This window comes from Nocardioides gansuensis (assembly GCF_003076135.1).
GTDB lineage: Bacteria > Actinomycetota > Actinomycetes > Propionibacteriales > Nocardioidaceae > Nocardioides > Nocardioides gansuensis.
This window is the reverse complement of sequence record NZ_QDGZ01000001.1, coordinates 883,146-905,969: the sequence shown is the minus strand read 5'-3', so window position 1 is coordinate 905,969 and position 22,824 is coordinate 883,146. Positions and strand designations below refer to the sequence as shown.

Annotated in this window: 20 protein-coding genes; 12 read left to right on the top strand and 8 right to left on the bottom strand. The window is 70.5% G+C overall.

The genetic code is table 11. The features are described from left to right. Positions 1–884, bottom strand: an 884-nt coding sequence (locus tag DDE18_RS04245) for a helix-turn-helix domain-containing protein (protein WP_165821019.1), incomplete at its 3' end; no start/stop codon positions are given. A gap of 259 nt (positions 885–1,143) precedes the next feature. Between DDE18_RS04245 and DDE18_RS04240 the strand changes: the two genes are divergently transcribed. After that, the gene (locus DDE18_RS04240; RefSeq protein WP_116570933.1) at positions 1,144–1,746 is read left to right on the top strand and encodes an antibiotic biosynthesis monooxygenase; all 603 of its coding nucleotides are present in this window, start codon (positions 1,144–1,146) and stop codon (positions 1,744–1,746) included. Between the two features lie 90 nt (positions 1,747–1,836). Here DDE18_RS04240 and DDE18_RS04235 read toward each other — a convergent pair whose 3' ends face one another. Next, the gene (locus DDE18_RS04235; protein ID WP_245916431.1) at positions 1,837–2,127 is read right to left on the bottom strand and encodes a cupin domain-containing protein; all 291 of its coding nucleotides are present in this window, start codon (positions 2,125–2,127) and stop codon (positions 1,837–1,839) included. 307 nt (positions 2,128–2,434) lie between these two features. Between DDE18_RS04235 and DDE18_RS04230 the strand changes: the two genes are divergently transcribed. From DDE18_RS04230 to DDE18_RS04210, 5 genes are all read left to right on the top strand, one after another. After that, positions 2,435–4,108: an ATP-binding cassette domain-containing protein gene (locus DDE18_RS04230; RefSeq protein ID WP_170313258.1), complete on the top strand. Its 1,674-nt coding sequence runs from the start codon at positions 2,435–2,437 to the stop codon at positions 4,106–4,108. 216 nt (positions 4,109–4,324) lie between these two features. Continuing rightward, positions 4,325–6,403 (top strand): transglycosylase domain-containing protein, encoded by a 2,079-nt coding sequence (locus tag DDE18_RS04225; RefSeq protein ID WP_116570930.1) that lies wholly within the window; start codon positions 4,325–4,327, stop codon positions 6,401–6,403. A gap of 16 nt (positions 6,404–6,419) precedes the next feature. Further along, positions 6,420–6,869: a BON domain-containing protein gene (locus tag DDE18_RS04220; protein ID WP_116570929.1), complete on the top strand. Its 450-nt coding sequence runs from the start codon at positions 6,420–6,422 to the stop codon at positions 6,867–6,869. Between the two features lie 111 nt (positions 6,870–6,980). Continuing rightward, positions 6,981–7,709 carry an HAD family hydrolase gene (locus DDE18_RS04215; protein WP_116570928.1) on the top strand — a complete coding sequence of 243 codons (729 nt, stop codon included), beginning with the start codon at positions 6,981–6,983 and terminating at the stop codon, positions 7,707–7,709. Further along, complete coding sequence (locus tag DDE18_RS04210; protein WP_116570927.1) at positions 7,706–10,090, top strand: glycoside hydrolase family 65 protein; 2,385 nt, start codon at positions 7,706–7,708, stop codon at positions 10,088–10,090. Before DDE18_RS04215 ends, DDE18_RS04210 begins: the two co-directional genes overlap by 4 nt. 194 nt (positions 10,091–10,284) lie before the next feature. On the opposite strand, the gene DDE18_RS04200 is transcribed toward DDE18_RS04210, so the two are convergent. From DDE18_RS04200 to DDE18_RS22800, 4 genes are all read right to left on the bottom strand, one after another. After that, complete coding sequence (locus DDE18_RS04200; RefSeq protein ID WP_245916430.1) at positions 10,285–11,769, bottom strand: nitric oxide synthase oxygenase; 1,485 nt, start codon at positions 11,767–11,769, stop codon at positions 10,285–10,287. 3 nt (positions 11,770–11,772) lie between these two features. Then, complete coding sequence (locus tag DDE18_RS04195) at positions 11,773–12,384, bottom strand: DivIVA domain-containing protein (RefSeq protein WP_165821018.1); 612 nt, start codon at positions 12,382–12,384, stop codon at positions 11,773–11,775. Continuing rightward, the gene (locus DDE18_RS04190; RefSeq protein WP_165821017.1) at positions 12,381–13,556 is read right to left on the bottom strand and encodes a globin domain-containing protein; all 1,176 of its coding nucleotides are present in this window, start codon (positions 13,554–13,556) and stop codon (positions 12,381–12,383) included. The genes DDE18_RS04195 and DDE18_RS04190 overlap by 4 nt, the downstream gene beginning before the upstream one ends. Positions 13,557–13,896: 340 nt before the next feature. Further along, the gene (locus tag DDE18_RS22800) at positions 13,897–14,622 is read right to left on the bottom strand and encodes a hypothetical protein (protein WP_165821016.1); all 726 of its coding nucleotides are present in this window, start codon (positions 14,620–14,622) and stop codon (positions 13,897–13,899) included. Positions 14,623–15,093: 471 nt separating this feature from the next. On the opposite strand from DDE18_RS22800, the gene DDE18_RS22795 reads away from it, so the two are divergent. Together DDE18_RS22795 and DDE18_RS04175 are read left to right on the top strand one after the other, a co-directional pair. Then, the gene (locus DDE18_RS22795; RefSeq protein ID WP_165821015.1) at positions 15,094–15,894 is read left to right on the top strand and encodes a CPBP family intramembrane glutamic endopeptidase; all 801 of its coding nucleotides are present in this window, start codon (positions 15,094–15,096) and stop codon (positions 15,892–15,894) included. 80 nt (positions 15,895–15,974) lie between these two features. Then, the gene (locus DDE18_RS04175) at positions 15,975–16,712 is read left to right on the top strand and encodes a class I SAM-dependent DNA methyltransferase (RefSeq protein WP_116570923.1); all 738 of its coding nucleotides are present in this window, start codon (positions 15,975–15,977) and stop codon (positions 16,710–16,712) included. Between the two features lie 23 nt (positions 16,713–16,735). Here DDE18_RS04175 and DDE18_RS04170 read toward each other — a convergent pair whose 3' ends face one another. After that, on the bottom strand, positions 16,736–17,161 hold the full coding sequence (locus DDE18_RS04170; RefSeq protein ID WP_116570922.1) for an SRPBCC family protein: 426 nt from the start codon (positions 17,159–17,161) through the stop codon (positions 16,736–16,738). Between the two features lie 32 nt (positions 17,162–17,193). Between DDE18_RS04170 and DDE18_RS04165 the strand changes: the two genes are divergently transcribed. Next, the gene (locus DDE18_RS04165; RefSeq protein WP_116571021.1) at positions 17,194–18,849 is read left to right on the top strand and encodes a phospho-sugar mutase; all 1,656 of its coding nucleotides are present in this window, start codon (positions 17,194–17,196) and stop codon (positions 18,847–18,849) included. A gap of 12 nt (positions 18,850–18,861) precedes the next feature. On the opposite strand, the gene DDE18_RS04160 is transcribed toward DDE18_RS04165, so the two are convergent. After that, positions 18,862–19,452, bottom strand: a complete 591-nt coding sequence (locus DDE18_RS04160) for a hypothetical protein (RefSeq protein WP_116570921.1) — start codon at positions 19,450–19,452, stop codon at positions 18,862–18,864. A gap of 53 nt (positions 19,453–19,505) precedes the next feature. On the opposite strand from DDE18_RS04160, the gene deoC reads away from it, so the two are divergent. Genes deoC through DDE18_RS04145 form a run of 3 tightly spaced genes read left to right on the top strand, consistent with a single transcriptional unit; the run spans position 19,506 to position 22,824 of the window. After that, on the top strand, positions 19,506–20,486 hold the full coding sequence (gene deoC / locus DDE18_RS04155) for a deoxyribose-phosphate aldolase (RefSeq protein ID WP_116570920.1): 981 nt from the start codon (positions 19,506–19,508) through the stop codon (positions 20,484–20,486). 38 nt (positions 20,487–20,524) lie between these two features. After that, positions 20,525–21,952: an aldehyde dehydrogenase family protein gene (locus DDE18_RS04150; protein ID WP_116570919.1), complete on the top strand. Its 1,428-nt coding sequence runs from the start codon at positions 20,525–20,527 to the stop codon at positions 21,950–21,952. Further along, positions 21,949–22,824, top strand: coding sequence for an aldehyde dehydrogenase family protein (locus DDE18_RS04145; protein WP_116570918.1), 876 nt, complete (start codon positions 21,949–21,951; stop codon positions 22,822–22,824). Before DDE18_RS04150 ends, DDE18_RS04145 begins: the two co-directional genes overlap by 4 nt.

The window sequence follows — 22,824 nt, the reverse complement described above, 5'->3', positions numbered from 1 at the left end:
TGCATCGTGCCGAGCTGGGTCCGCAGCCGAGCCAGGTTCCGGGCATCGCGGCCCTCGCCCAGCAGGGCCAGCGCCCGCTCCGCCAGCAGCACCGCGTCACCGATAGCGCCGCGGTCGGCCTCCATCAGGCTGGCGTTCCAGTACGCCGAGGCCCGCGCGGTCGCGGACCCGAGCGCCTCCGCCTTGGCCACCGCGGTCCGGCACACCCGCACCGCATGACCGGAGTCGCCACGCTCGAAGTAGGCGGCCGCGACGGTCACCGCGAGCTGCACCGACTCATCGGCCTGCTCCAGCGCGGTGCCGGCCAGCCGGTCGAGGATCCCCTCGCCGGCCTCGATCGCCTTCGTCAGGTCACCCGAGTCCCGGTAGCTGCGACTGAGCGCAATCCCGGCCCGGACCTGGACCAGCCCGCTCGTGCTCCGCCCGACCAGCGCCTCCAGCTCCAGGATCGCATCATCGAGCCGGCCCAACGCCTCCAGCGCCCGGGCGTGCAGGAAACCGGCCCGGTCGGCCAGGTCATCCAGCGACGCCGACTCCGCACGAGCCAGCGCCTCCGCGGCACGGGCCTCAGCCTCCACCGGCTCCCCCGACTCCAGCGACAGCTCGGCGAAGTCCAGCGCCAGCCGGATCTCGTCGAGCTCGCGCGGCGCGGCCCCGACCAGCAGCTCCTCCACCGAAACACCGAGCCGGGCGGCCAGCTCGACCAGCACCCTGCCATTGGGCCGACGATGCCCCGACTCGATCCGCGAGACATACCCGACCGAAACCTCCGAGCCCGCCAGCTCGGTCTGGGTCAGCCCCCCCGCCACCCGGGCAGCACGCACCCGCCGACCCAACGTCGCCGGGTCGATCGACCGAAGCAGCTCAGCCTGCCGGGCATCCATCCAGCAAGTGTGACTGACGCAGTCAGACTTGGTCACAGAACGAGTCAAGAATGACCCAAATTGGCCAGCCGTGAGTGCTGCGCCCCGCGTGTGCTCATAAGCGGACGGGGGCGCCATGTCGGCGCGCGTGATGGGGGTGCGCAGGCCGGGCTGCGGGGGAGCACAGAGGGGCTATAGCCTCCGCGCGCCCCGGGGAGTAGACAGGGATGAACCGGCGGTGCCGGTCCGGGCGCCGCCCCGTCTCAGAGAGGAGCTGGCTGTGTACGCACGTTCCACCACGTTCCACGGCAGGCCCGACAACATCGAGGCCGGCATTGCGTTCGTCAAGGACGAGGTCGTACCCATGCTCGACCAGATCGAGGGCTGTCGCGGTCTGTCGTTGCTCGTCGACCGAGAGACCGGGAAGTGCATCGCCACCACTTCGTGGGAGAGCGAGGCCGCCATGCGCTCGAGCGATGAGCAGCTACGCCCGATCCGCGATCGCGGCCGCGACATCTTCGGCGGCTCCATGCAGGTCGACGTGTGGGAGATCGCCGCGATGCACCGCACCCAACACGGCGAGTGCTGCCGAGTGAGCTGGCTGCAAGGAGACCTCGACGCCCTGTCGGAGACGTTCCGCGTCGGGATCCTTCCCCAGCTCGAGCAGATCCCTGGATCCTGCGGTGCCAGCCTGCTGGTGAACCGGTCGACCGGCCTGTGCTGCGCCACCACGACCTGGGAGGACCGCGCCGCGATGGAAGCCAGCCGCTCAGCGGCCGACGACTTGCGCAGCCGGGCCGCGAGCGACGCGGGTGGCGAGATCGTCGACGTGCAGGAGTTCGACCTGGCCTATGCGCACCTCCACGTCCCCGAGATGGCCTGACGACCACTTCCTTTGGGCCGAGCCCACCAAGGGCGGGCTCGGCCCCCGTCTGCAGGTCGCCCGGCCCCAGTGCTACTGCGGCTTTGCGTGCTACTGCGGCTTTGCGTAGGCCGCCACGCCGGTGTCGTAGAGCACGCAGGGCTCATCGCCCACGACCCAGGCGTCGTGTCCCGGCTCGATCAGCATGACGTCGCCTGGGCCGACGGTGGCCTCCGTGCCGTCGTCCATGCGCACCGTCATGCTGCCCGAGACGCAGATCCCGGTGTGCCGGACCTGGCACGAATCGGTTCCCACGATCGGTTTGACGTCGTCCGACCAGCGCCAGCCAGGCTCGAAGGTGCCCTTGCCGAGCGTGAAGTCACCGAGGGTGACGATGTCCATGTGCCCGTGTGCGCGGAACGGCCTTGTCTCGTGCGGTGTCCCGATGTTCTGCGAGTCGATCGATGCCACGACTACCTCCCGGGGTACGTGGTCGCCATGGGGTGACCACCCCTCCGACGCTAGGACCGCTGATGCTGCGTGGGCAGCCCCAATTTGGTGATCACGGATCGCGGGGCCCGCCGGTGCGCCCGCGACCACCCGGGGACTTCCGGCATAAGGCGGATGTCCGTGCCGGCTTGGCGGTAGTTTCCTTCGCTGTGGCTGCGCCCGACTACCCGGATGCCCAGGCAGAACGAACGGTGCCCTGGTGACTGGGGTGCGCATCGAGGCGGAAGCCCTGTGTCGTCGTACGCCGTCGGGACGGGCTGTGCTGCAAGACGTCTGCCTGACCATCCAGCCCGGTGAGCTGGTGGTCATCGCCGGTGGCAGCGGGGCTGGCAAGACCACCCTGCTGGAGGCCCTGGCCGGGCTTGCGGCCCTGGACCGGGGCCAGGTCCACTTCGACGGCATCGACGCACACCGGGAGGCGCCGCGGTTCCGCACCATGCTCGGCTACGTCCCACAGGACGACATCGTCCACGAGGAGCTGCCACTCGAGCGGACCCTGCGCTTCTCGGCCGCCCTGCGTCTGCCCGGGGCGTCCCCGGCCGAGGTCGACGACGCGGTGGCCCGCTCGATGGCCGAGCTCAACCTCACCGACCACGCTGCCACCCGGGTCGCGGCGCTGAGCGGCGGGCAGCGGAAGCGGGCCAGTCTCGCCGTCGAGCTCCTGACCGGCCCCCGCGTCTTCTTCCTCGACGAGCCGACGTCCGGGCTGGACCCCGCGACAGGTGCCGATCTGCTGGCGCTGCTGCGCCGGCTGGCCGACGAGGGCAGCACGGTCGTCCTCACCAGTCACGCCGTACAGGACCTGGCGGCCGCGGACCGGCTGGTCTTCCTGGCACCGGGCGGACGCCTCGCCTTCTCGGGAACGGCGTCGCAGGCGCTGGACTACTTCGGCGTGGACCGGCTCGAGCAGATCTACCAGCGGATCGCCACCGAGCGCAGCCCCGAGGTGTGGGGGACTCGCTGGGCGGCCGAACGCGCCGCGACCACCCCCGGCCGCCCCCAACCGCCGGCCTCCACACCCCCCGCCGTACGACCTCCGGCCGGTCCGCTGCGTCAGTGGCAGGTCCTGACTCGACGGACGGCCGCGACCCTGCTGCACAACCGGCTCACCATGGCGATCCTGCTGGGATCGCCCGCCATGGTGGTCGCGATGTTCGCGGTGCTCTTCAAGCCCGCGGCGTTCGATGCAACGGACCCGAGCCCGACCGCGGTGATCATGATCGTGTTCTGGATCGCGTTCGGGGTCTTCTTCTTCGGTCTCACCTACGGACTGCTCCAGATCTGCACCGAGTTCGCGATCCTGCGCCGTGAGCGGCTGGTCGGGCTGCGACTGGGTCCCTACATCCTGGCCAAGACGGCGGTGCTGCTGCCGTTCCTGGTCCTGGTCGACGTACTGATGCTGGCGGTGTTGCGGGTCCTCGACCGACTGCCCGAGGCGGGGCTCGCCACCTACGGGTCGCTGACCGTCACCCTCGCCCTCAATGCCGCGGCGGCACTCGCGCTGGGCTTGCTCGCCTCCGCCGTCGTCCCCTCACCGTCGCAGGCCACGCTGATCCTGCCGATGCTCTGCTTCCCCGCGGTGCTGTTCTCGGGCGCCATCGTGCCGGTCCCCGTGATGGCGTGGGCGGGCCGGGCGATGAGCGTGCTGATGCCGGACCGGTGGGCGTTCGAGGCGATCGGGGTCGACCTCGGCGTCCGGACGCTCTTCGCCGAGGGTGGTTCGCCGCTGGGCCCGCCGCTGCTCGCGGCGTACGGCGACACCGGCAGCCGCGAGGTCTCCACGTACTGGCTCATCCTCACGGTGTTCGCCGTGGTGTTCACCGTGGCCACCTGGGTGGTGCTGGCCCGGCGCACCCGGACCCTGACCCGCTGAGCCCTCCGGGCTAGAAGTCGCGGTCGTTGTCGTTCTCGGTGTAGGCGGTGGTCGCGACGCTGTTGCCGGCCGGGTCCGTGGCCCTGGCATCGGCCGCTGGATTGCTGGATTGCTGGACCGCTGGAGATTTTGTCCGAGGAGAGAAGATCGGCTCATAGGAAGTTCACCGCCCTCGTCCGCGGTTTGCGGCTAGGGCGGCTCGGTCAGGCGGTTGGGATGTCGGTCGCCCCGGCGGTGTCGCGGTTGATGACCATGGTTGCCATTTCGGTGACCATCGGCATCCTGCTGGCGGGCACAGTGGCGCCGTTCCTGGCGGTGGGTGCCCTGGCAGTGCGCTTTCTCGAGCAGTACTCCGACGCGCTGCCCACCGAGCTGCCGATGGAGCCGCTGCCACAGCGGAGCCGGTTGCTGGACCAGCACGGCAACGAGGTGGCTCTGTTCTTCGACCAGAACCGGATCGTCGTACCCCTCGCGGACATCGCGCCGGTCATGCGCAAGGCGGTCCTGGCCATCGAGGATCACCGGTTCTACGAGCACGGACCCCTGGACCTGCAGGGGACGCTGCGAGCGTTCGTGCAGAACCAGGCCCAGGACGAGGTGGTGCAGGGCGGCTCCACGATCACCCAGCAGCTGGTGAAGCTCACCTTGGTGAACCAGGCGGACAGCAAAGCGGAGGAAGAGGCCGCGACCGCGCCGACGTACGACCGGAAGGTCCGGGAGCTGCGGTACGCGATCGGGCTGGAGCGGGACTACCCGAAGGACTGGATCCTCGAGCGCTACCTCAACCTGGCGTACTTCGGCGACGGCGCCCATGGCGTGGAGACCGCAGCTCAGCACTTCTTCTCCCGATCCGCCTCCGAGCTGGACCTTCCTCAGGCCGCCCTCCTCGCGGGCCTGATCAGGAACCCCACGCAGTACGACCCGACCGAGGTACCAGAAGACGCGCGGGAGCGTCGCGACCTGGTACTCGACCGGATGGCGGAGCTGGGCATGATCTCCTCGGCGACGGCCGACCGACTGAGCAGCCGGGGACTGGGCCTGCGGCTCACCCCGGCGGAGAACGGCTGTGTGGCCTCGGCAGCCCCGTTCTTCTGCGAGTACGCCTACGAGTACCTGCTCCGCGACGACGCCCTCGGCGGCACCGCCGCGCAGCGGGAGCGGACGTTGAACACCGCCGGGCTCAGCATCGCGACGACGCTCGACATGGGGATGCAGCGAGCCGCCGACGAGTCGGTGGCCAGGCACGTGCACCCGACCGACCAGGCGATCGGCGGACTCGCGATGGTGGAGCCCGGCACAGGAGCCGTCCGCGCTCTGGCCCAGTCCCGGCCGATGGGCAAGGACCGGAGCCGCGGAGAGACATACCTGAACTACCTGGTGCCACCGGCGTACGGCGACGCGCGGGGGTTCCAGGCGGGTTCGACCTTCAAGGTCTTCGTGCTGTCCGCCGCCATCAACCAGGGGATCCCGCTGACCACCCGGATCCACGCACCGAGCCGGATCTCACTCCCGGTCAACGAGTTCACCGGGTGCGACGGAAGACTCCGGAGCACCGAGATCTGGCGGCCTCGGAACTCGACCGGCTCCGGGACGTTCAACCTGATCACCGGGACCCGCCAGTCGGTGAACACGTTCTACGCCCAGCTGGAGCAGCGCACCGGACTCTGCGAGCCCTACCAGCTGGCCGAACGGATGGGGATCGAGCTGGGCGACCCGGACCGGCAGCAGATTCCGTCGTTCACCCTGGGGGTGGCGGAGACAAACCCGCTGTCCATGGCCGAGGCCTTCGCCACCTTCGCCGCACGCGGCGTGCACTGTGCCAGCACCCCCGTCATCGAGGTGCGGGACCCGGCCGGCGGCGTCGTGCAGACCTATCCTCCGCGGTGCGAACGCGTCCTGCGCACCCATGTGGCGGACGCCGTCAACGAGGTGCTTCGAGGGGTCCAGGAGCCCGGCGGCTTCGGACACAGCGCCGGCATCGCACTGGACCAGCCCTCCGCCGGCAAGACCGGAACGATCGAGGACAACATGGCCGTGTGGTTCATCGGCTACACGCCCGACCTGGCTACGGCCGCCATGATCGCCGGCGCCAACCGCGACGGCCACTGGATCACCCTGAACGGCCAGGTCGTCGGTGGGGAGCGCATCACCGAGGCCTTCGGCAGCACCGAGGCGGGTCCGATGTGGGGCGATGCCATGAAGGTCATCCAACAGTGGCTGCCCGACGGGGACTTCGTCGAGCCGCCCCGCTGGGTCATCACCGGCTCGAGGGCAGACGCCCCGGCTCGTGACTAGGAGTCTGGACAACCACATGCATGCAGAGCTGGCCGCCAGGCATCGAGCGGACCGCGACGTAAACTCGGGATCGAGGGAAGTGATTCGAATGCGCAAGAGCGCCTGGGTCGCAGGTATGTCCGCAGCCACCATCAGCGGCTGGCTGGCCACGCGTTCAAAGTCCCTGACCAAGAACGCCAGACCATATCTGCATCGCACCGTCAACCAAGCCAAGGGCTTGACGTATCGGGCTACTCGGCGCCACCCCAGCGCCACCGTCGATGACTCGGTCCTCGCCGACCGCATCCGGTCAACCATCGGCCCGCTGGAGAAGCAGCTCCACAGCTCCCGCATCAACGTGACTGTCGAGAACGGCATCGCGATCCTGCACGGCGACATCGAATCTCCCGAGGCTGCCCACCAGATCGAGGACGCGGTGCGTGGCGTCGCCGGCGTCCACGGCATCCGCTCCCACTTGTCCCACTGACCAGCGATGCGCTGGTCAGCAGCAGCATCCGTCGGGATGCGCAGCCGGCGCCCCTCACGCCGCATTCGGCCGACGCGGTATTTCCTGGCGGGGCGGCGGTAGGTTGCGCTCATGAGCCGTTTCGGACTTCCCGACGGCATCCAGGCCTGTCTGTTCGATCTGGACGGGGTGCTGACGCGGACCGCCTCGGTGCACCGGGCTGCCTGGCGCGACGTCTTCGACCCGCTGCTGGTCTCGGCGGGCCAGCCGCCGTTCACGGACGAGGACTACGCGCGGTTCGTGGACGGCAAGCCGCGCCGTGACGGGGTCCGTGATTTCCTGGCCGCGCGTGGGATCACTCCAGCGGAGGGGTCACCCGGCGACTCCCCCGACGCAGACACCGTCAGCGGGATCGCTAGCCGGAAGAATGTCCTGCTGCTCAAGCGGCTGGAGGAGCACGGCGTGCAGGTGTTCCCCGGGTCGGTTGCCTATCTGCGAGTCGTGCACGGTTCGGGCATCCCGACCGCGGTCGTGACATCGTCGGCCAACGGAGCCGAGGTGATCCGCGCCGCCGGCATCGAGCATCTCATCGACCAGCGCGTGGACGGCGTGGTCGCCGACCGGGAGGGTCTATCGGGCAAGCCTGCTCCGGACACCTTCCTGGAGGCCGCCCGCCGCCTCGGCGTCGAACCGGCTGAGGCCGCTGTCTTCGAGGATGCGCGGGCCGGCGTCGCCGCGGGCCGGGCAGGTGGCTTTGGACTCGTGGTGGGCGTGGATCGCGGCGGACAGGCAGACGCCCTTCGTGAGAGCGGAGCGGACGTGGTCGTGGACGATCTCTCGCAGCTGTTGGACTCGTCGTGAACAACGGGGCACAGAAGGCGGCACGAGCCTTCCACGTGGATCCGTGGCGACTGCGGACGGCGAGGATCGACCCGGCGGATCTGGCCGCGTGTGAGTCCCTGTTCGCGCTGTCGAACGGGCACATCGGCCTGCGCGGCTCGTTGGAGGAGGGCGAGCCGCGCGTCGTGCCGGGCACGTACATCAGCGGCTTCTTCGAGGAGCGCCCGCTCCCCCACCCCGAGGCGGGGTACGGCTTCCCGGAGTCCGGCCAGACGATCGTCAATGTGACCGACGGCAAGCTCATCCGGCTCCACGTCGGAGACTCGCCCTTCGACCTGCGGTACGGCCGGGTCGACTTCCATGAGCGTGCCCTGGACCTGCGCGCCGGCGTTCTCGAGCGTCGAACCGACTGGACGGCACCGAACGGCTCGGCCGTCCGCGTCACGTCGCGACGGCTGGTCTCCTTCACCCAGCGCGTGCTCGCGGCCATCTCGTACGAGGTCGAACCGCTCGACGACGGGTTCTACATGGCGCTCCAGTCCGACCTGCTCGCGAACGACGAGGCTGTCGAAGCCTCCCGCGACCCGCGCGACCCCGCGCCCCTGACGCGGCCGCTGCGCGGAGAGCTGACCGACAGCGACGGGCACCGCGCCGTCCTGGTGCACGGCACCGCGCGCAGCCGCCTCCGCGTCGCCGCCGGGATGGACCACCTGCTCGACCTCCCTACCGACGCGGTGACCACCATGGAATCGGAGGAGGACCTGGCCCGCCTGACGGTCACCTGTCAGTTGCTGCGGGGGCAGCGTTTGCGCGTGGTGAAGCTGCTCGCGTACGGGTGGTCGAGCCGGCGATCCGCCGCCGCCCTGCGTGATCAGGTGGACGCCGCCCTCGCTGTGGCTAGGCTCGCCGGCTGGGACGCGCTGGCCGCCCAGCAGCGGGAATACCTGGACCGGTTCTGGGAACGGGGCGACGTCCAGATCGAGGGTGACCCGGCACTGCAGCAGGCGGTGCGGGTCTCGATGTTCCACGTGCTCCAGGCAGGGGCGCGGACCGAGTCCCAAGCCATCCCCGCCAAGGGCCTGACCGGCCCCGGGTACGACGGCCACGCCTTCTGGGACACCGAGACGTTCGTGCTGCCGATGCTGACGTACACGACGCCGGAGGCCGCCAAAGGTGCGCTCACCTGGCGCCACAACACGCTGCCGACGGCCATGGCGCGCGCTGCGGAGCTGGGCCTGGGTGGCGCGGCATTCCCGTGGCGGACCATCCACGGCGAGGAGTGCTCCGGGTACTGGCCGGCGGGCACCGCGGCGTTCCACGTCAACGCCGACATCGCCGACGCGACCGCCCGGTACATCGCGGCCACCGGCGACCAGGAGTTCGCCATGACGCACGGCGTCGAGCTGCTCGTGCAGACCGCTCGGCTATGGGCATCCCTTGGCCACTTTGCCTCCGAGGACTGCTTCCGGATCGACGGGGTCACAGGCCCGGACGAGTACACCGCCGTGGTCGACGACAACGTCTTCACCAACCTGATGGCCCAGCGGAACCTGCGGGCCGCAGCCGAGGCCTGCACCCGCTGGCCCGAGGTAGCGGCCAGGCTCGAGGTCAGCCCCCACGAGATGGACCGGTGGCAGGCCGCGGCGGACGTCGTGCGGTTGCCCTACGACGACAAGCTCGGCGTGCATCCCCAGTCCGAGGGGTTCACCGATCACGGGGAGTGGGACTTCGAAGCGACACCTCCCGAGGACTACCCCCTGCTGCTGCACCACCCGTACTTCCAGCTGTACCGCAAGCAGGTGGTCAAGCAGGCAGACCTCGTCCTGGCCATGCACCTGCGCGGCGACGCCTTCACCCCGCAGGAGAAGGCACGGAACTTCGCCTACTACGAGGCCCGCACGGTGCGGGACTCGTCGCTGTCCGCCGCACCCCAAGCCATCATCGCCGCCGAAGTGGGACACCTGGACCTGGCCTACGACTACTGGACCGAGGCCGCGTTCACCGACATCCTCAACGTCCACGGGAACGTGGACGACGGCGTCCACATCGCCGCTGCCGCGAGCACCTGGGCGGTGGCCGTCGCCGGCTTCGGCGGAATGCGCGACCACTCCGGCCATATCACCTTCGCTCCCCGGCTACCGCCGAAGCTGTCTCGCCTGTGCTTCCGCATGATGTTCAACCGAAGGACGCTCATCGTCGACGTCCACCGCGACGAGAGCGACCGCGCAGCGGCACAGGCCGCGACGTACCGGCTCCTCGCCGGCGACCCCGTCGAGACCTCGCACCACGGGACGCCAGTGACGCTCAAGGTCGACGACGAGGTGACCCTTCCGGTGCCTCCCCCACCGATCGTCGACCCCGTGACCCAGCCCTTCGGCAGGACCCCTCAGCGTCGCACCTGACGACGCGCCCGGACCTCCAAGGCGTGGTGCTCAGCGGTCGGCACGGCTCCCCCGACGCACGTGCCCAGCATCCTGACGAAGCTCGGCATCCCCGACGACACCACTCACAACCGCCGGGTCCTCGCCGTGCTCGCATACCTGCGCGACCGCGCCTGAGGGACCGGGAAAGCGCGCCGGTCAGCAGAGGACCGGCGTCAACGCGCAAGCACTCGGGGACCGCGGAAGGCCGGCGGACCGCCCTGGAGCGCCCGGCCTGCGGCCTCGTCGTCCGCGAAGAAGTTCGGCACCCGGTGTTCGGCGTCGTAGTAGCGGTGGAAGACCGGGGTTTGCGAGCCGGACATCGGCGGCACGATCCAGCTCCAATCGGCGGGGCACCGGCGACCTGCCCGCTCCTCCCTCTCCAGGTGGGTGAGGAACCTTCGGGACTCGGTGTGGTGGTCGCTGATGGTCACGCCGTTCGCACGGAACGAGTGCAGCACCGCACGGTTGATCTCGACCAAGGCCTGGTCTCGCCACAGCGTCGCCTCGTGCGAGGTGTCCAGCCCCATCCGTTCCGCAACGGTCGGGACCAGGTCGTAGCGGTCGCTGTCGCCCAGGTTGCGGGCCCCGATCTCGGTGCCCATGTACCAGCCGTTGAAGGGTGCGGCCGGGTAGGAGACACCGCCGATGACGAGCCGGTTGTTGCTGATGACCGGGACCGCGTGCCACCGCATGCCCAACTCGGCGAACCAGGCGAGCTCGGGGTGCTCGAGCGGGACCTCGTGTACCGCCTGACCCGGGAGCTGGAACATCTGCGGACCCTCATCGACGGTCTCCACGACGAGCGGGAGCACGTCGAAGGCTCCCAGGGGTTCGGGCGGCCGCCACCCGCGCTGGATCAGCTGGCTCGTGAAGGTTCGATAGCGGGGGTCCCCGAGGACACGCCCGTTCGGCTGCTCGTACCCGGCGTACCGGATGAGTTGCTCGTTCCAGATCCTGGGGGCCGGTCGAAGCGGGGTCTCCGGAGCGAACACGCTGATCATCGGACGGATCTTCCCGCCGTTGTTGGCCGCTCGCAGGTGCTCGAAGCAGTGCCGGGCGACGCCGGCGGCGTCGGACACTGTCCTCAGATCGCGCACCTGCAGGCTGCGCCAGTACAGCCGACCGATGCACCGTGCGTTGTTGCGCCAGGCGACGCGGGCGCCGAACGTCAGCTCCTCAGGGGTGTGCCAATAGGTCCCGGTCATGTCGATCTCGCGCATGACCGCGGCGATCCGCGGCCCCACTGGCCCTGCCTCGGGGTTCTCGGCATGGAACAGCTCGAGGAACTCCGCGGCCGCGGCCCGATCCACCTCGATGTCGGCGCTCGGGAGACTTCGCTCGGGGTCGGGCGTGCTCACCCGGAGGCCGGGCGTCGCGGGGACCATATGTCCGCCGGTCTGGACCGCAAGGAGGCGGCGGACGTAGATCCGGACACCCAGGTAGACCACGGCCAGCCCCAGCGCGATCGATACGGCGGTCGTGGGGCTGGTGGGCACGTTCCACCCGAGCTCGAGCACGCCGACGGCGGTGCCAGGCACGGCCAGTCCGACGGCGGCGAGCAGCAGCGCCGGAAGCCGGCGATTCTCTACCACCCCGTGGTCGCGCGGGAGCGACCGCCCGTCGTCCTCGGCCGGAACGGGTCTCTGGAGAGTCCGCATCGGTCAGTCGGAGCCCGGATAGTACCGGCCGCTCCCGTTCCGGAAGCGGATCTGGTCGCTCGGGCCATCGAAGAGTGGATCGCTCTGGTGGGGCGGAGCGGCGGCCGAGTCACCGGGCCGGGGAGAGCTCCCGAGCCGGTCGACCTCGGTGGCGAACGATTCCATGATCGACTGCATCTGGGCCTGAGCCGTGCGGGCATAGGAACGGACCTGCTCCCCCGCCGTGTTCATGGCCTCCTCGACGATCTGGCGCTCGTGCGCACGCGCCTCGCCGATGCGCTCGCGGGCGTCCCGGCTGACGTCCTCCACCATCTCCTCGGCAATGAGCTGTGCCTGGCTGAACAGCTGCACGACCTGTTCGTTCACGCGGTCGCCCACCTGCTCGTACTCGTCCAGCTCCGCCCGCACGCGCTGGAGCTCCGCATGGAGGCGTTCGTTCTCGGTCCGGGATTCGCTGAGCTCTCTCTCCGTGTCCTGCACCTGGTCCGCCAGCAGGTCGAGGTACTCGTAGACCTTGTCCGCGTCGAGGCCCCGCATCCGACGCTGGAACGTCTCGCTCCGGATGGACGCGGGTGTCTGATAGCGCGGAGAGACCCGGTGGTCGCTGTTCGTCATCTGTTGTCTCCTGACCTGGTCAGAGCCGCCTCGGCGGTGTGCTGGTCCGCGGCCGCGTAGTAGAAGTGCTCGTACTTGATGCGCTCGGGATGCATGCCGGCGGCGGTCAGCTGCTCCAGCGTGTGCCCGACCATCTGCGGGCCGCCGCACACCATCGCCGTGCGCCCGTACAGCGCCTGCCGGGCCGCGACCTTGCCCACCTTGCCGCGCGTCCCCGGATACGACGGGTCGTCCGAGACGACCTCCGTGTACTCGAACCACGGCCGCCGCTGGGCCAGCTCGCGCAGCCATGGGCGGTCGTACAGGTGCCAGGGCATCCGTACGCCGTGGAGGAGATGCACCCGCGGGGCGGTGCGCGACCGTTGCCACTCCTGGTCGATCTCCTCGAGGACGGCGCGGAGCGGGGCGAGACCGGTGCCCCCGGCAACCATCAGCAGGTCACTCGGGTCGTCGGCCTGCCGCGTCAGACGTTCGCCCACCGGCGCCCCCAGCTTCACGGTGTCCCCGACCTTCAGGGACCGCACCACGGCCGTGCTGACCTGGCCACCGTCGATCTGCTGGACGTGCAGGTCGATCGAGCCGTCGCGGCGAGGAGCGTTCGCCGGGCTGAAGTACCTCCACTGCCGCGGGCGTTGCGGGATCTCCATGGACACCGATTGGCCGGGGCGGAAGTGGAACGCGCGCCCGGGCCGGACCGTCAGCAGCGTCAGGTCCATGGTCCGTCGCTCGACCGACACCACCTCGGCGTCCCACCAGTCCGGGCTGGTCTCGGAGGCTGTCTCCGCTGCCTCGACCATGATCCGCGCGATCACCTGGTAGGCCGCCGTCCAGTCCGCGGCGAGCTCCTCGTCCCACTCGGACCCCAGGAAGTGCTTCAGCGTCGCACACAGGGAGGCGCCGACCGCGTTGTAATGCTCCGCGACGACGGCGTACTTGCGGTGGTCGCGGCCCAGGTGTCGCAGGAAGTCCGCATCGTTCTCGATCCGATCGGCGTTGCTGACGATCCTGCCGAGCGCGCTGACGAGCTTGTCCCGCTGGTTCGCCATGGAGAGCGGGAACATCGACCGCACCTCGGGGTGGGAGACGAAGAGGTGCGAGTAGAAGTACAGCGGCACCTGTTCGCCGTGCCTCGTCACCCGGTCCCAGCTGCGCTGCAGGGCGTATGCATCCATCAGGCTTCGCCTATCCGCCTCGAGAGGACAGTTCCTCGAACGAGACGGGCGGCCCATCAGCGGACCGTGCGTGGTGTCGGTCGTCGGCGGCCTGAGCCCCCCACGGGTGTTGCGTTGACAAGGGTTCCCTCTCGGTCCTGCCCCCGCCAATCTCCTGCTATTCCATCCCCACCGACCGACAGTGTGGCCGCGTCCCGTGGAGCGGTGCAAGTCCGTCGCGGTCGCTCCTCCTGTCGCGACGCGTGGGCGACGACGTCGGGGCGGCCCGAACGCCGGGACCAAGCCGAGGTTGGGACGCGGCTGTCAGGGGGGTCCCGGCACATCGGTGGCCGTGTCGAGGCTAGGGACGCCTTGGCGAATCGGTCTGGAGCTCGAGGAGCCGCGTGAGCAGCCAGACAAGTCCTGCCTGCCACAACACGACCAGGAGCACGAACAGCGGCCATCCGGCCGACACCGTCTGCGCTACCGCGTCGCGGGGAATGAGGAACAGCGCGTACGTCGGCACCATCATGGCTGCGCTGAGGCCGAGCGCCGCGGACCGGTAGCCCCGGCTCCGGTCTGCGGGCGGGCTGATGCCGAGTCCGCTCACGTCTTGCGGTGGATGGTCCTGGATCATCCGACGCGCCGAGGCGTAGACGGTCGTCTCTGGGTAGCGCGCTGTCAGCATCCGCCGCACCCGTGCCGCCGCCCAGGGTCTCCACAGCAGGTGCCCGGGCAGGGCGACCGCCTCGATCCGCGCGGCCGCCGCGCGGAACCCGCGGTCACCGAGGATGCAGCGTCCCGAGGCCGCCACCACGGCGCTCGCCGGGCCGAGCGCCACCGTGGCGCTGCCCGGGAGGTACCAGGCGTAGAGACCGCAGGTACACCCCGATGCGGGAGCCGCGTGCCCAGGCGTGACACCGCAACGGGCCCGCTCCAGCGGTGTGTGCCACGGCCCGGACTCGGCATGGACTCGGGGGTAGAGCCCGTCGTGGCGGAGGTCGAACTGCCGGTACCCGCGCAGTTCTCCGACGACCAGCGCAGGGTCCTGATCGCGCATGCCGTCGTCGCCGACGCGCCCGGTCACGGGCTCAGGTGCGGCTGGGCTCCGGCGCAGCCGGAGCCGCGGGCGGGGCGGGGCTGGTCGCCGGCTCTCGACCTGGCGATGGCCTTGACTTCTCCGGCAACGGCTCGAACTCGACCTCCCGCCGTTCCGTTCCGATGTCACCCATCGTGCACCTCCTTGCATGAAGACCGGGATCACCGCGAAGGCTCGCCCTTCCATCCTCAGCCCGGCCACCCCGACTGTCGAGGGAAGCTCGCCTCGATTTCGACCGGTGAGTCCGGAAGGGATGCCGGGCGCGAGCTGGGACGTGGCGCAACCGCCGAAGCCTGCTTGCAGGGGTCGACCGCAGCGCGTCACACTTCGCAAGCTTCCGACCGCCCGATATGTGAACGAGACCTGTTCGTTACGAATTCGTTATGCCACCCTTCCGGGATGGACGGCGACCTGGCGGTGCGGGAACGCGCTCTGGTTACTTCCCCGCCCACTGGAAGCGTGGCGGGGAAGCAACGGCAGGGATCGGTCTCCGTCGGAGCTCTCGTGCCGGTGTCCCTGGTCGCACTCAGCTCGCTTGCTCCGGTGGTGGGATCCGACCTCGGGCACGGGCCGACTCGCCTCCTGCTGGCCGGACTCGCGGTGCTGACCCTGTACGCGGCGGTCACCGGACACCGCGGCGGCACCCAGCTCGGACTCGGCCTCACCGGCACCGTCGCCGCCTGCTCGCTGTTGCCGTGGCAGCTGGCCTGGTGGCCGCTGCCGGGGCTGGTCGGTGTTGCGGTGTACCTCCTGGCGCGCACGCTGACCGGCGACCAGACGGACACTCATCGCACCGGCATCCGGTTGGGCCGCGTCTCCGCCGAAGAGATCTGGATGGTGGCCGGCGTCGTGTTGACCTCGGCCTCGGTGCTGCTTGTCTTCTCCCGGGCCGCCCCGCCCCGTATCGGAGCGGGGGCGAGCTTTCTGACCACCATGACGCCGTGGTCCCTGGTGATCGCCGGCCTCGCCTTCGGACTCCTCAACGCACTCGTCGAAGAGCTGCTCTTCCGGGGCGCGGTCCTCCACCACCTCGGGAATGCGCTCGGCAAGTGGACGGCGGTGCTGGTGCAGGCATTGGCCTTTGGCATGCTCCACCTCAACGGCTACCCCTACGGGCCCGTCGGAGTCGGACTCGCCTTCGTGTACGGCCTGCTCCTGGGTGCCATGAGACTGCGGTCGGGTGGGTTGCTGGCTCCCTGGATCGCCCACGTCCTGACCGACCTCGTCATCTTCGGCTTGATCGTCAGCACTGCAACCTGACGGAGCCTGCGCCCCGGCGGGCCGCCGTCCCACCGAATCCCGGTCGACGCGGACACCACGGCTCGACGAGGCTGGACACCATGACGAGCAGTGAGGTGTGGGACGAGGAGACGGCACGACGCTTCGAGACGGACGCGGCCGAGGAGTTCGCACCCGAGGTGGTGGGTCCCGCGGTCGACCTCCTCGCGGAGCTCGCGGGTGACGGCTCCGCACTCGAGCTTGCCATCGGCACGGGCCGCATGGGCATCCCGCTCGCCGCCCGCGGCGTCCCTGTCACAGGCATCGAGCTGTCCGAGCCGATGGTGGCGCAGCTGCGCACCAAGGCCAGCGAGCAGGAGCTGCCGGTGGTGGTCGGTGACATGGCGACGACGACGGTGCCCGGTGAGTTCTCCCTGGTCTTCCTGGTGTGGAACACGATCTCCAACCTCCGCACGCAGGCCGAGCAGGTCGCCTGCTTCCGCAACGCGGCCCGTCACCTGCGTCCCGGGGGTCGCTTCGTCATCGAGCTCTGGGTGCCGCCCCTGCGCCGCCTCCCTCCCGGCCAGACGGCCGTGCCGATCAGCCTGGACGAAGGGCACCTGGTCCTCGACACCTACGACGTGGTCACCCAGGAGTGCACCTCGCACCACTACCACCGCGACCCCGACGGCAGTGTGCGCCACAGCTCGGGCAGCTTCCGCTACATCTGGCCGGCCGAGTGCGACCTGATGGCCCAGCTCGCCGGCCTCGAGCTCGAGTCCCGCTTCGCGGGCTGGGACCGCAGCCCCTTCACCGCGGAGAGCGAGAGCCACGTCTCCGTCTGGCGCAAGCCCGGGTGACCCCGGGCGACAGGCGCTGAGCCTCAGCCGGAGGCACGGGCCGCGAGGCCGGCCCGGCATGCGGCCATCATCCGGTCGTGGTTCCACCGGAGCACCGGCCCGGCCACCCGCGCCGCGAGGGCGAGCCCCCCGCGAGCCACGACCTCCTGCTGGTAGGAGAGCGATGTCCCGTCGGCGACGGGCTGGAGCCGCCACCGGGCGAAGCCGTCGAGGTCACCTCCGAGCGCGGTCTCCAGCAGCGTCGGCTCGCGGTGCACCGCGTCCAGCACCAGGTCGAGGGTGAACGGCAGGGACGACCGGCACAGCACCCGCGCCGTGTCGGGCCCGAGCGAGGCGACGGCGAGCACCTGCGGCCACCACTCGGGGTAGCGCTCCAGGTCGACCAGCACAGCGTGCACCCGCTCGAGGGGGGCAGGGACGACCCAGGTGTGCCCGAATGTGAACTCCACTCCTCGATCCAACCACCAGTAGCGTGACCGGCATGTCCGACACCGCCTCCACCACCACGCTTCTCGACCTGGCCAGGGCCTGGGCCGCCGAGGACCCCGACCCCCGGACCAGGGGCGAGCTGGAGCAGGTCATCGCGGACGTCGAGGCGGGCGGCGACAGCACGGACCTGGCCGACCGCTTCGCAGGCACCCTCCAGTTCGGTACGGCGGGGCTGCGCGGCGCGCTCGGCGCCGGCCCCAACCGGATGAACCGTGTGGTGGTCACGCGCGCGGCCGCCGGCCTGGCGGCGTACCTCCGGGACACCGGGCATGCCGGGGGCTCGGTCGTCATCGGCTACGACGCCCGCCACAACAGCGACGTCTTCGCGCGCGACACCGCCGAGGTGATGACCGGAGCCGGGCTGAAGGCGCTCGTGATGCCCCGTCCGCTGCCGACTCCCCTGCTGGCCTACGCGATCCGCGAGCTCGGGTGCGCGGCCGGCGTGATGGTGACGGCGAGCCACAACCCCCCGCAGGACAACGGCTACAAGGTCTACCTCGGCGACGGCAGCCAGATCACCCCTCCCGCCGACGCGGAGATCGCGGCCCGCATCGCCGCGGTCGGTCCCGTCGCGGACGTGCCGCGCGGCGACAGCGGCCGGCTGGTCGACGAGGCGATCGTCGACCGCTACCTCGACACCACCGCCGGGCTCGTCGAGGACGGCCCGCGCGACCTCGCGATCGTCTACACCCCGCTGCACGGCGTCGGCAGCACCAGCGTCCAGCAGGTGCTCGAGACCGCCGGCTTCGCCGCGCCCCACGTGGTGGCACAGCAGGAGGAGCCCGACCCGGACTTCCCGACGGTGGCCTTCCCCAACCCCGAGGAGCCCGGCGCCATGGACCTGGCGATGGCGCTCGCCGAGGAGAAGAAGGCCGACCTGGTCGTCGCCAACGACCCGGACGCCGACCGCTGCGCGGTGGCCGCCCCGGGCCCCCACGGCTGGCGGATGCTGAGCGGCGACGAGGTCGGCGCGCTGCTCGCGCACGCCCTCCTCGAGCGCGGACGCGAGGGCGTCTACGCCGCCTCGATCGTCTCGTCCTCCCTCCTGGGCCGGATGGCGGAGGCTGCCGGCCAGCCGCACACCGTGACCCTGACCGGGTTCAAGTGGATCGCCCGCGTGGACGGCCTGGCCTACGGCTACGAGGAGGCCCTGGGCTACTGCGTGGACCCCGAGCACGTGAAGGACAAGGACGGCATCTCGGCCCTCCTGCTCGTCTGCGACCTCGCCGCGCGCGCCAAGGCGGACGGCCGCTCCCTCACCGACCTGCTCGACGACCTCGCCCTGCGGCACGGCCTGCACGCCACCGACCAGCTCTCGGTGCGCTTCACGGACCTGACCGGCATCGCCTCCGCGATGCAGCGCCTGCGCGAGATCCCGCCCGAGACCCTCGGCGGGCTGGCGGTCGAGCACGTCGACGACCTCGCCCTCGGCTCGGCGCACCTGCCTCCCACCGACGGCCTGCGCTACACGCTCGCGGACGGCGCCCGGGTCATCGTGCGGCCGAGCGGCACCGAGCCGAAGCTGAAGTGCTACCTCGAGGTCGTCATCGCGGTCGACCCAGAGGACGGTGTCGACGCTGCCCGCATCGCCGCCGCGGGACGGCTGGACGCGATCAAGGCCGACTTCCGGGCGGCCGCAGGGCTCTGACGCGGGCGAGGCTCACGCCACGAGCGTGACCACGAACGCGACGACCCCTCCAGTGATCAGCACGATCGGGAGCCACGCCGGCTCCCGTCGTACGCCGGCGGCCAGGGCGAGCTGCTCGGGCGACCCGCGGCGCACGCCCGCCGCGCTGCGAGCCGCGTCGACGCGCTGGCGGAGGACGTCCTCCACGTAGTCGGCGTACGGCGTCTCCGCCGCCTTGCCGGCCGCTGGCTCCTTCAGCGGCCGCACGAGCTTGCGCAGCGGCCGACCCACGACCGGGGAGACATACCGCCTGTCGCCGGCGCTCACGGCCAGCACCTGCCGCACGGCGAGCCCCTCGATGGCGGCCAGCGGGATCGACGTCGTCTCGACCATGTTGCGCATGACGAGGTCGCTGCGGGTGACCCACAGCGCGGGCCGCAGCATCGCCGCCCAGGCGAGCACGCCGCCCAGGGCGGCGCCGGCGACGACGACGCCCGGGAGGCCCCCCTCGACCAGGCCGAGCACGGCGATCACGGCCGCCAGCAGCAGGGCCAGGACCCCCGTCACCCGACCGCTGGTGGGCTGGAACTGCTGCACCTCGTCGTCCGTGTCCGAGCGCCCCATCGGACCCCTCCCGCGATTGCTTCCGCCTGTCTGCACAACCCTATGCTGGGGAGGTGACGACCACTTCTGCCTCAACGGCGAGCGCAGGGGTCTTCGACGACATCACCTCGTCCGAGTCCTCACTCCGCCGCTTCCTCCACGGCCTGCCCGGGGTCGACCAGGTCGGCGCCGAGGGCCGGGCCGCGAGCCTCGGGACCCGTTCGATCAAGACGACCGCGAAGGCCTACGCGCTCGACCTGGCCATCCGGATGGTCGACCTCACCACCCTCGAGGGGCAGGACACCCCCGGCAAGGTGCGCGCGCTCGCCAGCAAGGCGATGCGTCCCGACCCCGCCGACCCGACGTGCCCCGCCACCGCAGCGGTGTGCGTCTACCCCGACATGGTGGGCACGGCCAAGGAGGTCCTCGGCGACAGTGGCGTGCACGTGGCCGCGGTCGCGACGGCCTTCCCGAGCGGCCGCGCCGCGCTCGACATCAAGCTGGCCGACACCCGCGACGCCGTGGAAGCCGGCGCCGACGAGATCGACATGGTCATCGACCGCGGCGCCTTCCTGAGCGGCCGCTACCTGCAGGTCTTCGACGAGATCGTCGCGGTCCGCGAGGCGTGTGCCAGACCAGATGGGCAGAGTGCACATCTCAAGGTGATCTTCGAGACCGGCGAGCTGCAGACCTACGACAACGTACGCCGCGCCAGCTGGCTCGCGATGATGGCCGGGGCCCACTTCATCAAGACCTCCACCGGCAAGGTCCAGCCTGCGGCCACCCTCCCGGTGACCCTGGTGATGCTGGAGGCGGTCCGCGACTTCCGTGAGCAGACCGGCCAGATGGTCGGCGTGAAACCCGCCGGCGGCATCCGCGCCGCCAAGGACGCGATCAAGTACCTCGTGATGGTCAACGAGGTGGCCGGGCCCGACTGGCTCGACCCGGACTGGTTCCGGTTCGGCGCGTCGACGCTGCTCAACGACCTGCTGATGCAGCGCACCAAGATGACGACCGGCCGCTACTCCGGTCCCGACTACTTCACGCTGGACTGATCATGGTTTCGACAGGCTCAACCACCGGAAAGAGCGCCGTGTTCGACTACGCCCCCGCCCCCGAGTCGCGCAGCATCGTCGACATCAAGCCGTCCTACGGCCTGTTCATCGACGGCGACTTCGTCGACGGCCACGGGAAGAGCTTCAAGACCATCAGCCCGGCCACCGAGGAGGTGCTGGCGGAGGTCTCCGAGGCCGACGACGCCGACGTCGACCTCGCGGTCAAGGCGGCCCGGCGCGCCTACACCCGCGTCTGGTCGAGGATGCCGGGCAAGGAGCGGGCCAAGTACCTCTACCGCATCGCCCGGATCATCCAGGAGCGTGGCCGCGAGCTCGCGGTGCTGGAGTCGCTCGACAACGGCAAGCCGATCAAGGAGTCGCGCGACGTCGACATCCCGATGGTCGCGGCCCACTTCTTCTACTACGCCGGCTGGGCCGACAAGCTCGAATACTCTGGCTTCGGCGCTGGCAATCCAAGGCCGCTCGGCGTCGCCGGCCAGGTGATCCCCTGGAACTTCCCGCTGCTGATGCTGGCGTGGAAGATCGCGCCCGCCCTGGCGGCCGGCAACACCGTCGTCCTGAAGCCCGCCGAGACCACTCCCCTGACCGCCCTGCTGTTCGCGGAGATCTGCCAGCAGGCCGACCTGCCGCGGGGGGTCGTCAACATCGTCACCGGCGCCGGCGACACCGGCCGCACGATCGTGAGCCACGCCGACGTCGACAAGGTCGCGTTCACCGGGTCGACCGAGGTGGGCAAGGCGATCGCCCGCGCCGTCGCCGGCACCGACAAGAAGGTCACCCTCGAGCTCGGCGGCAAGGCCGCCAACATCGTCTTCGACGACGCCCCGGTCGACCAGGCCGTCGAGGGCATCGTCACCGGCATCTTCTTCAACCAGGGCCACGTGTGCTGCGCCGGCAGTCGCCTGCTCGTGCAGGAGAGCGTCGCCGACGAGGTGCTCGAGCGGCTCAAGCGCCGGATGGGCACGCTGCGGGTCGGCGACCCGCTGGACAAGAACACCGACATCGGCGCCATCAACTCGGCCGAGCAGCTGGCGAAGATCCGCGAGCTGTCCGACATCGGCGAGCAGGAGGGCGCCGGCCGCTGGTCGCCCGCCTGCGACCTGCCGAAGAACGGCTTCTGGTTCCCGCCCACGGTCTTCACGGGCGTCTCCCAGGCCCACCGGATCGCCCGCGAGGAGATCTTCGGCCCCGTCCTCTCCGTGCTGACCTTCCGCACCCCGGCCGAGGCCGTCGAGAAGGCCAACAACACGCCGTACGGCCTGTCCGCCGGCGTGTGGACCGAGAAGGGCTCCCGCATCCTCTGGATGGCCGACCAGCTCCGCGCCGGCGTCGTGTGGGCCAACACGTTCAACAAGTTCGACCCCTCGTCGCCGTTCGGCGGCTACAAGGAGTCGGGCTACGGCCGCGAGGGCGGCCGCCACGGACTGGAGGGCTACCTGCGATGAACGCCTCGACGACCCGCCTTGACGTGAGAAAGACCTACAAGCTCTACATCGGGGGCGAGTTCCCGCGTTCGGAGTCGGGCCGCTCCTACGTCGTCAACGACGCGAAGGGACGACTGATGGCCAACGCCGCGCTGGCGAGCCGCAAGGACGCCCGCGACGCGGTCGTCGCGGCCCGCAAGGCGTTCCCCGGCTGGTCCGGCCGCACGGCGTACAACCGCGCCCAGGTCGTCTACCGGGTCGCCGAGGTCCTCGAGGGCCGCCGCGACCAGTTCCAGGCCGAGCTCATCGCCGCCGAGGGCGTCACGGCCGCCAAGGCGCGCATCTACGTCGACGCCGCCATCGACCGCCTGGTCTGGTACGCCGGGTGGGCGGACAAGATCGGCCAGGTCACCGGCAACGCCAACCCGGTCGCCGGCCCGTTCTTCAACCTGTCCTCGCCCGAGCCCACCGGCGTCGTCGCGGTCGTCGCGCCGAAGGGCCCGCTGCTGGGGCTGGTCAGCGTCGTGGCGCCCGCGATCGTCACCGGCAACACGGTCGTGGTCGTGGCCAGCGAGCAGCACCCGCTCACCGCGATCACCCTCGGCGAGGTGATGGCCACCTCCGACCTGCCCGGCGGCGTGGTCAACGTGCTCACCGGCTCGCAGGCCGAGATTGCGCCGTGGCTGGCCTCCCACATGGACGTCAACGCCCTGGACCTCACAGGCGTCACCGACCCTGACCTGGCCCGCTCGCTCGAGGAGGCCGCGGCCGACAACCTCAAGCGCGTACGCCGCCCCGCGGCCGCGCCGGTCGACTGGCTGGCCGACCCGGGAATCGACCGGATGACCTGGCTCCTGGAGACCAAGACGGTCTGGCACCCGGTCGGCGTGTGA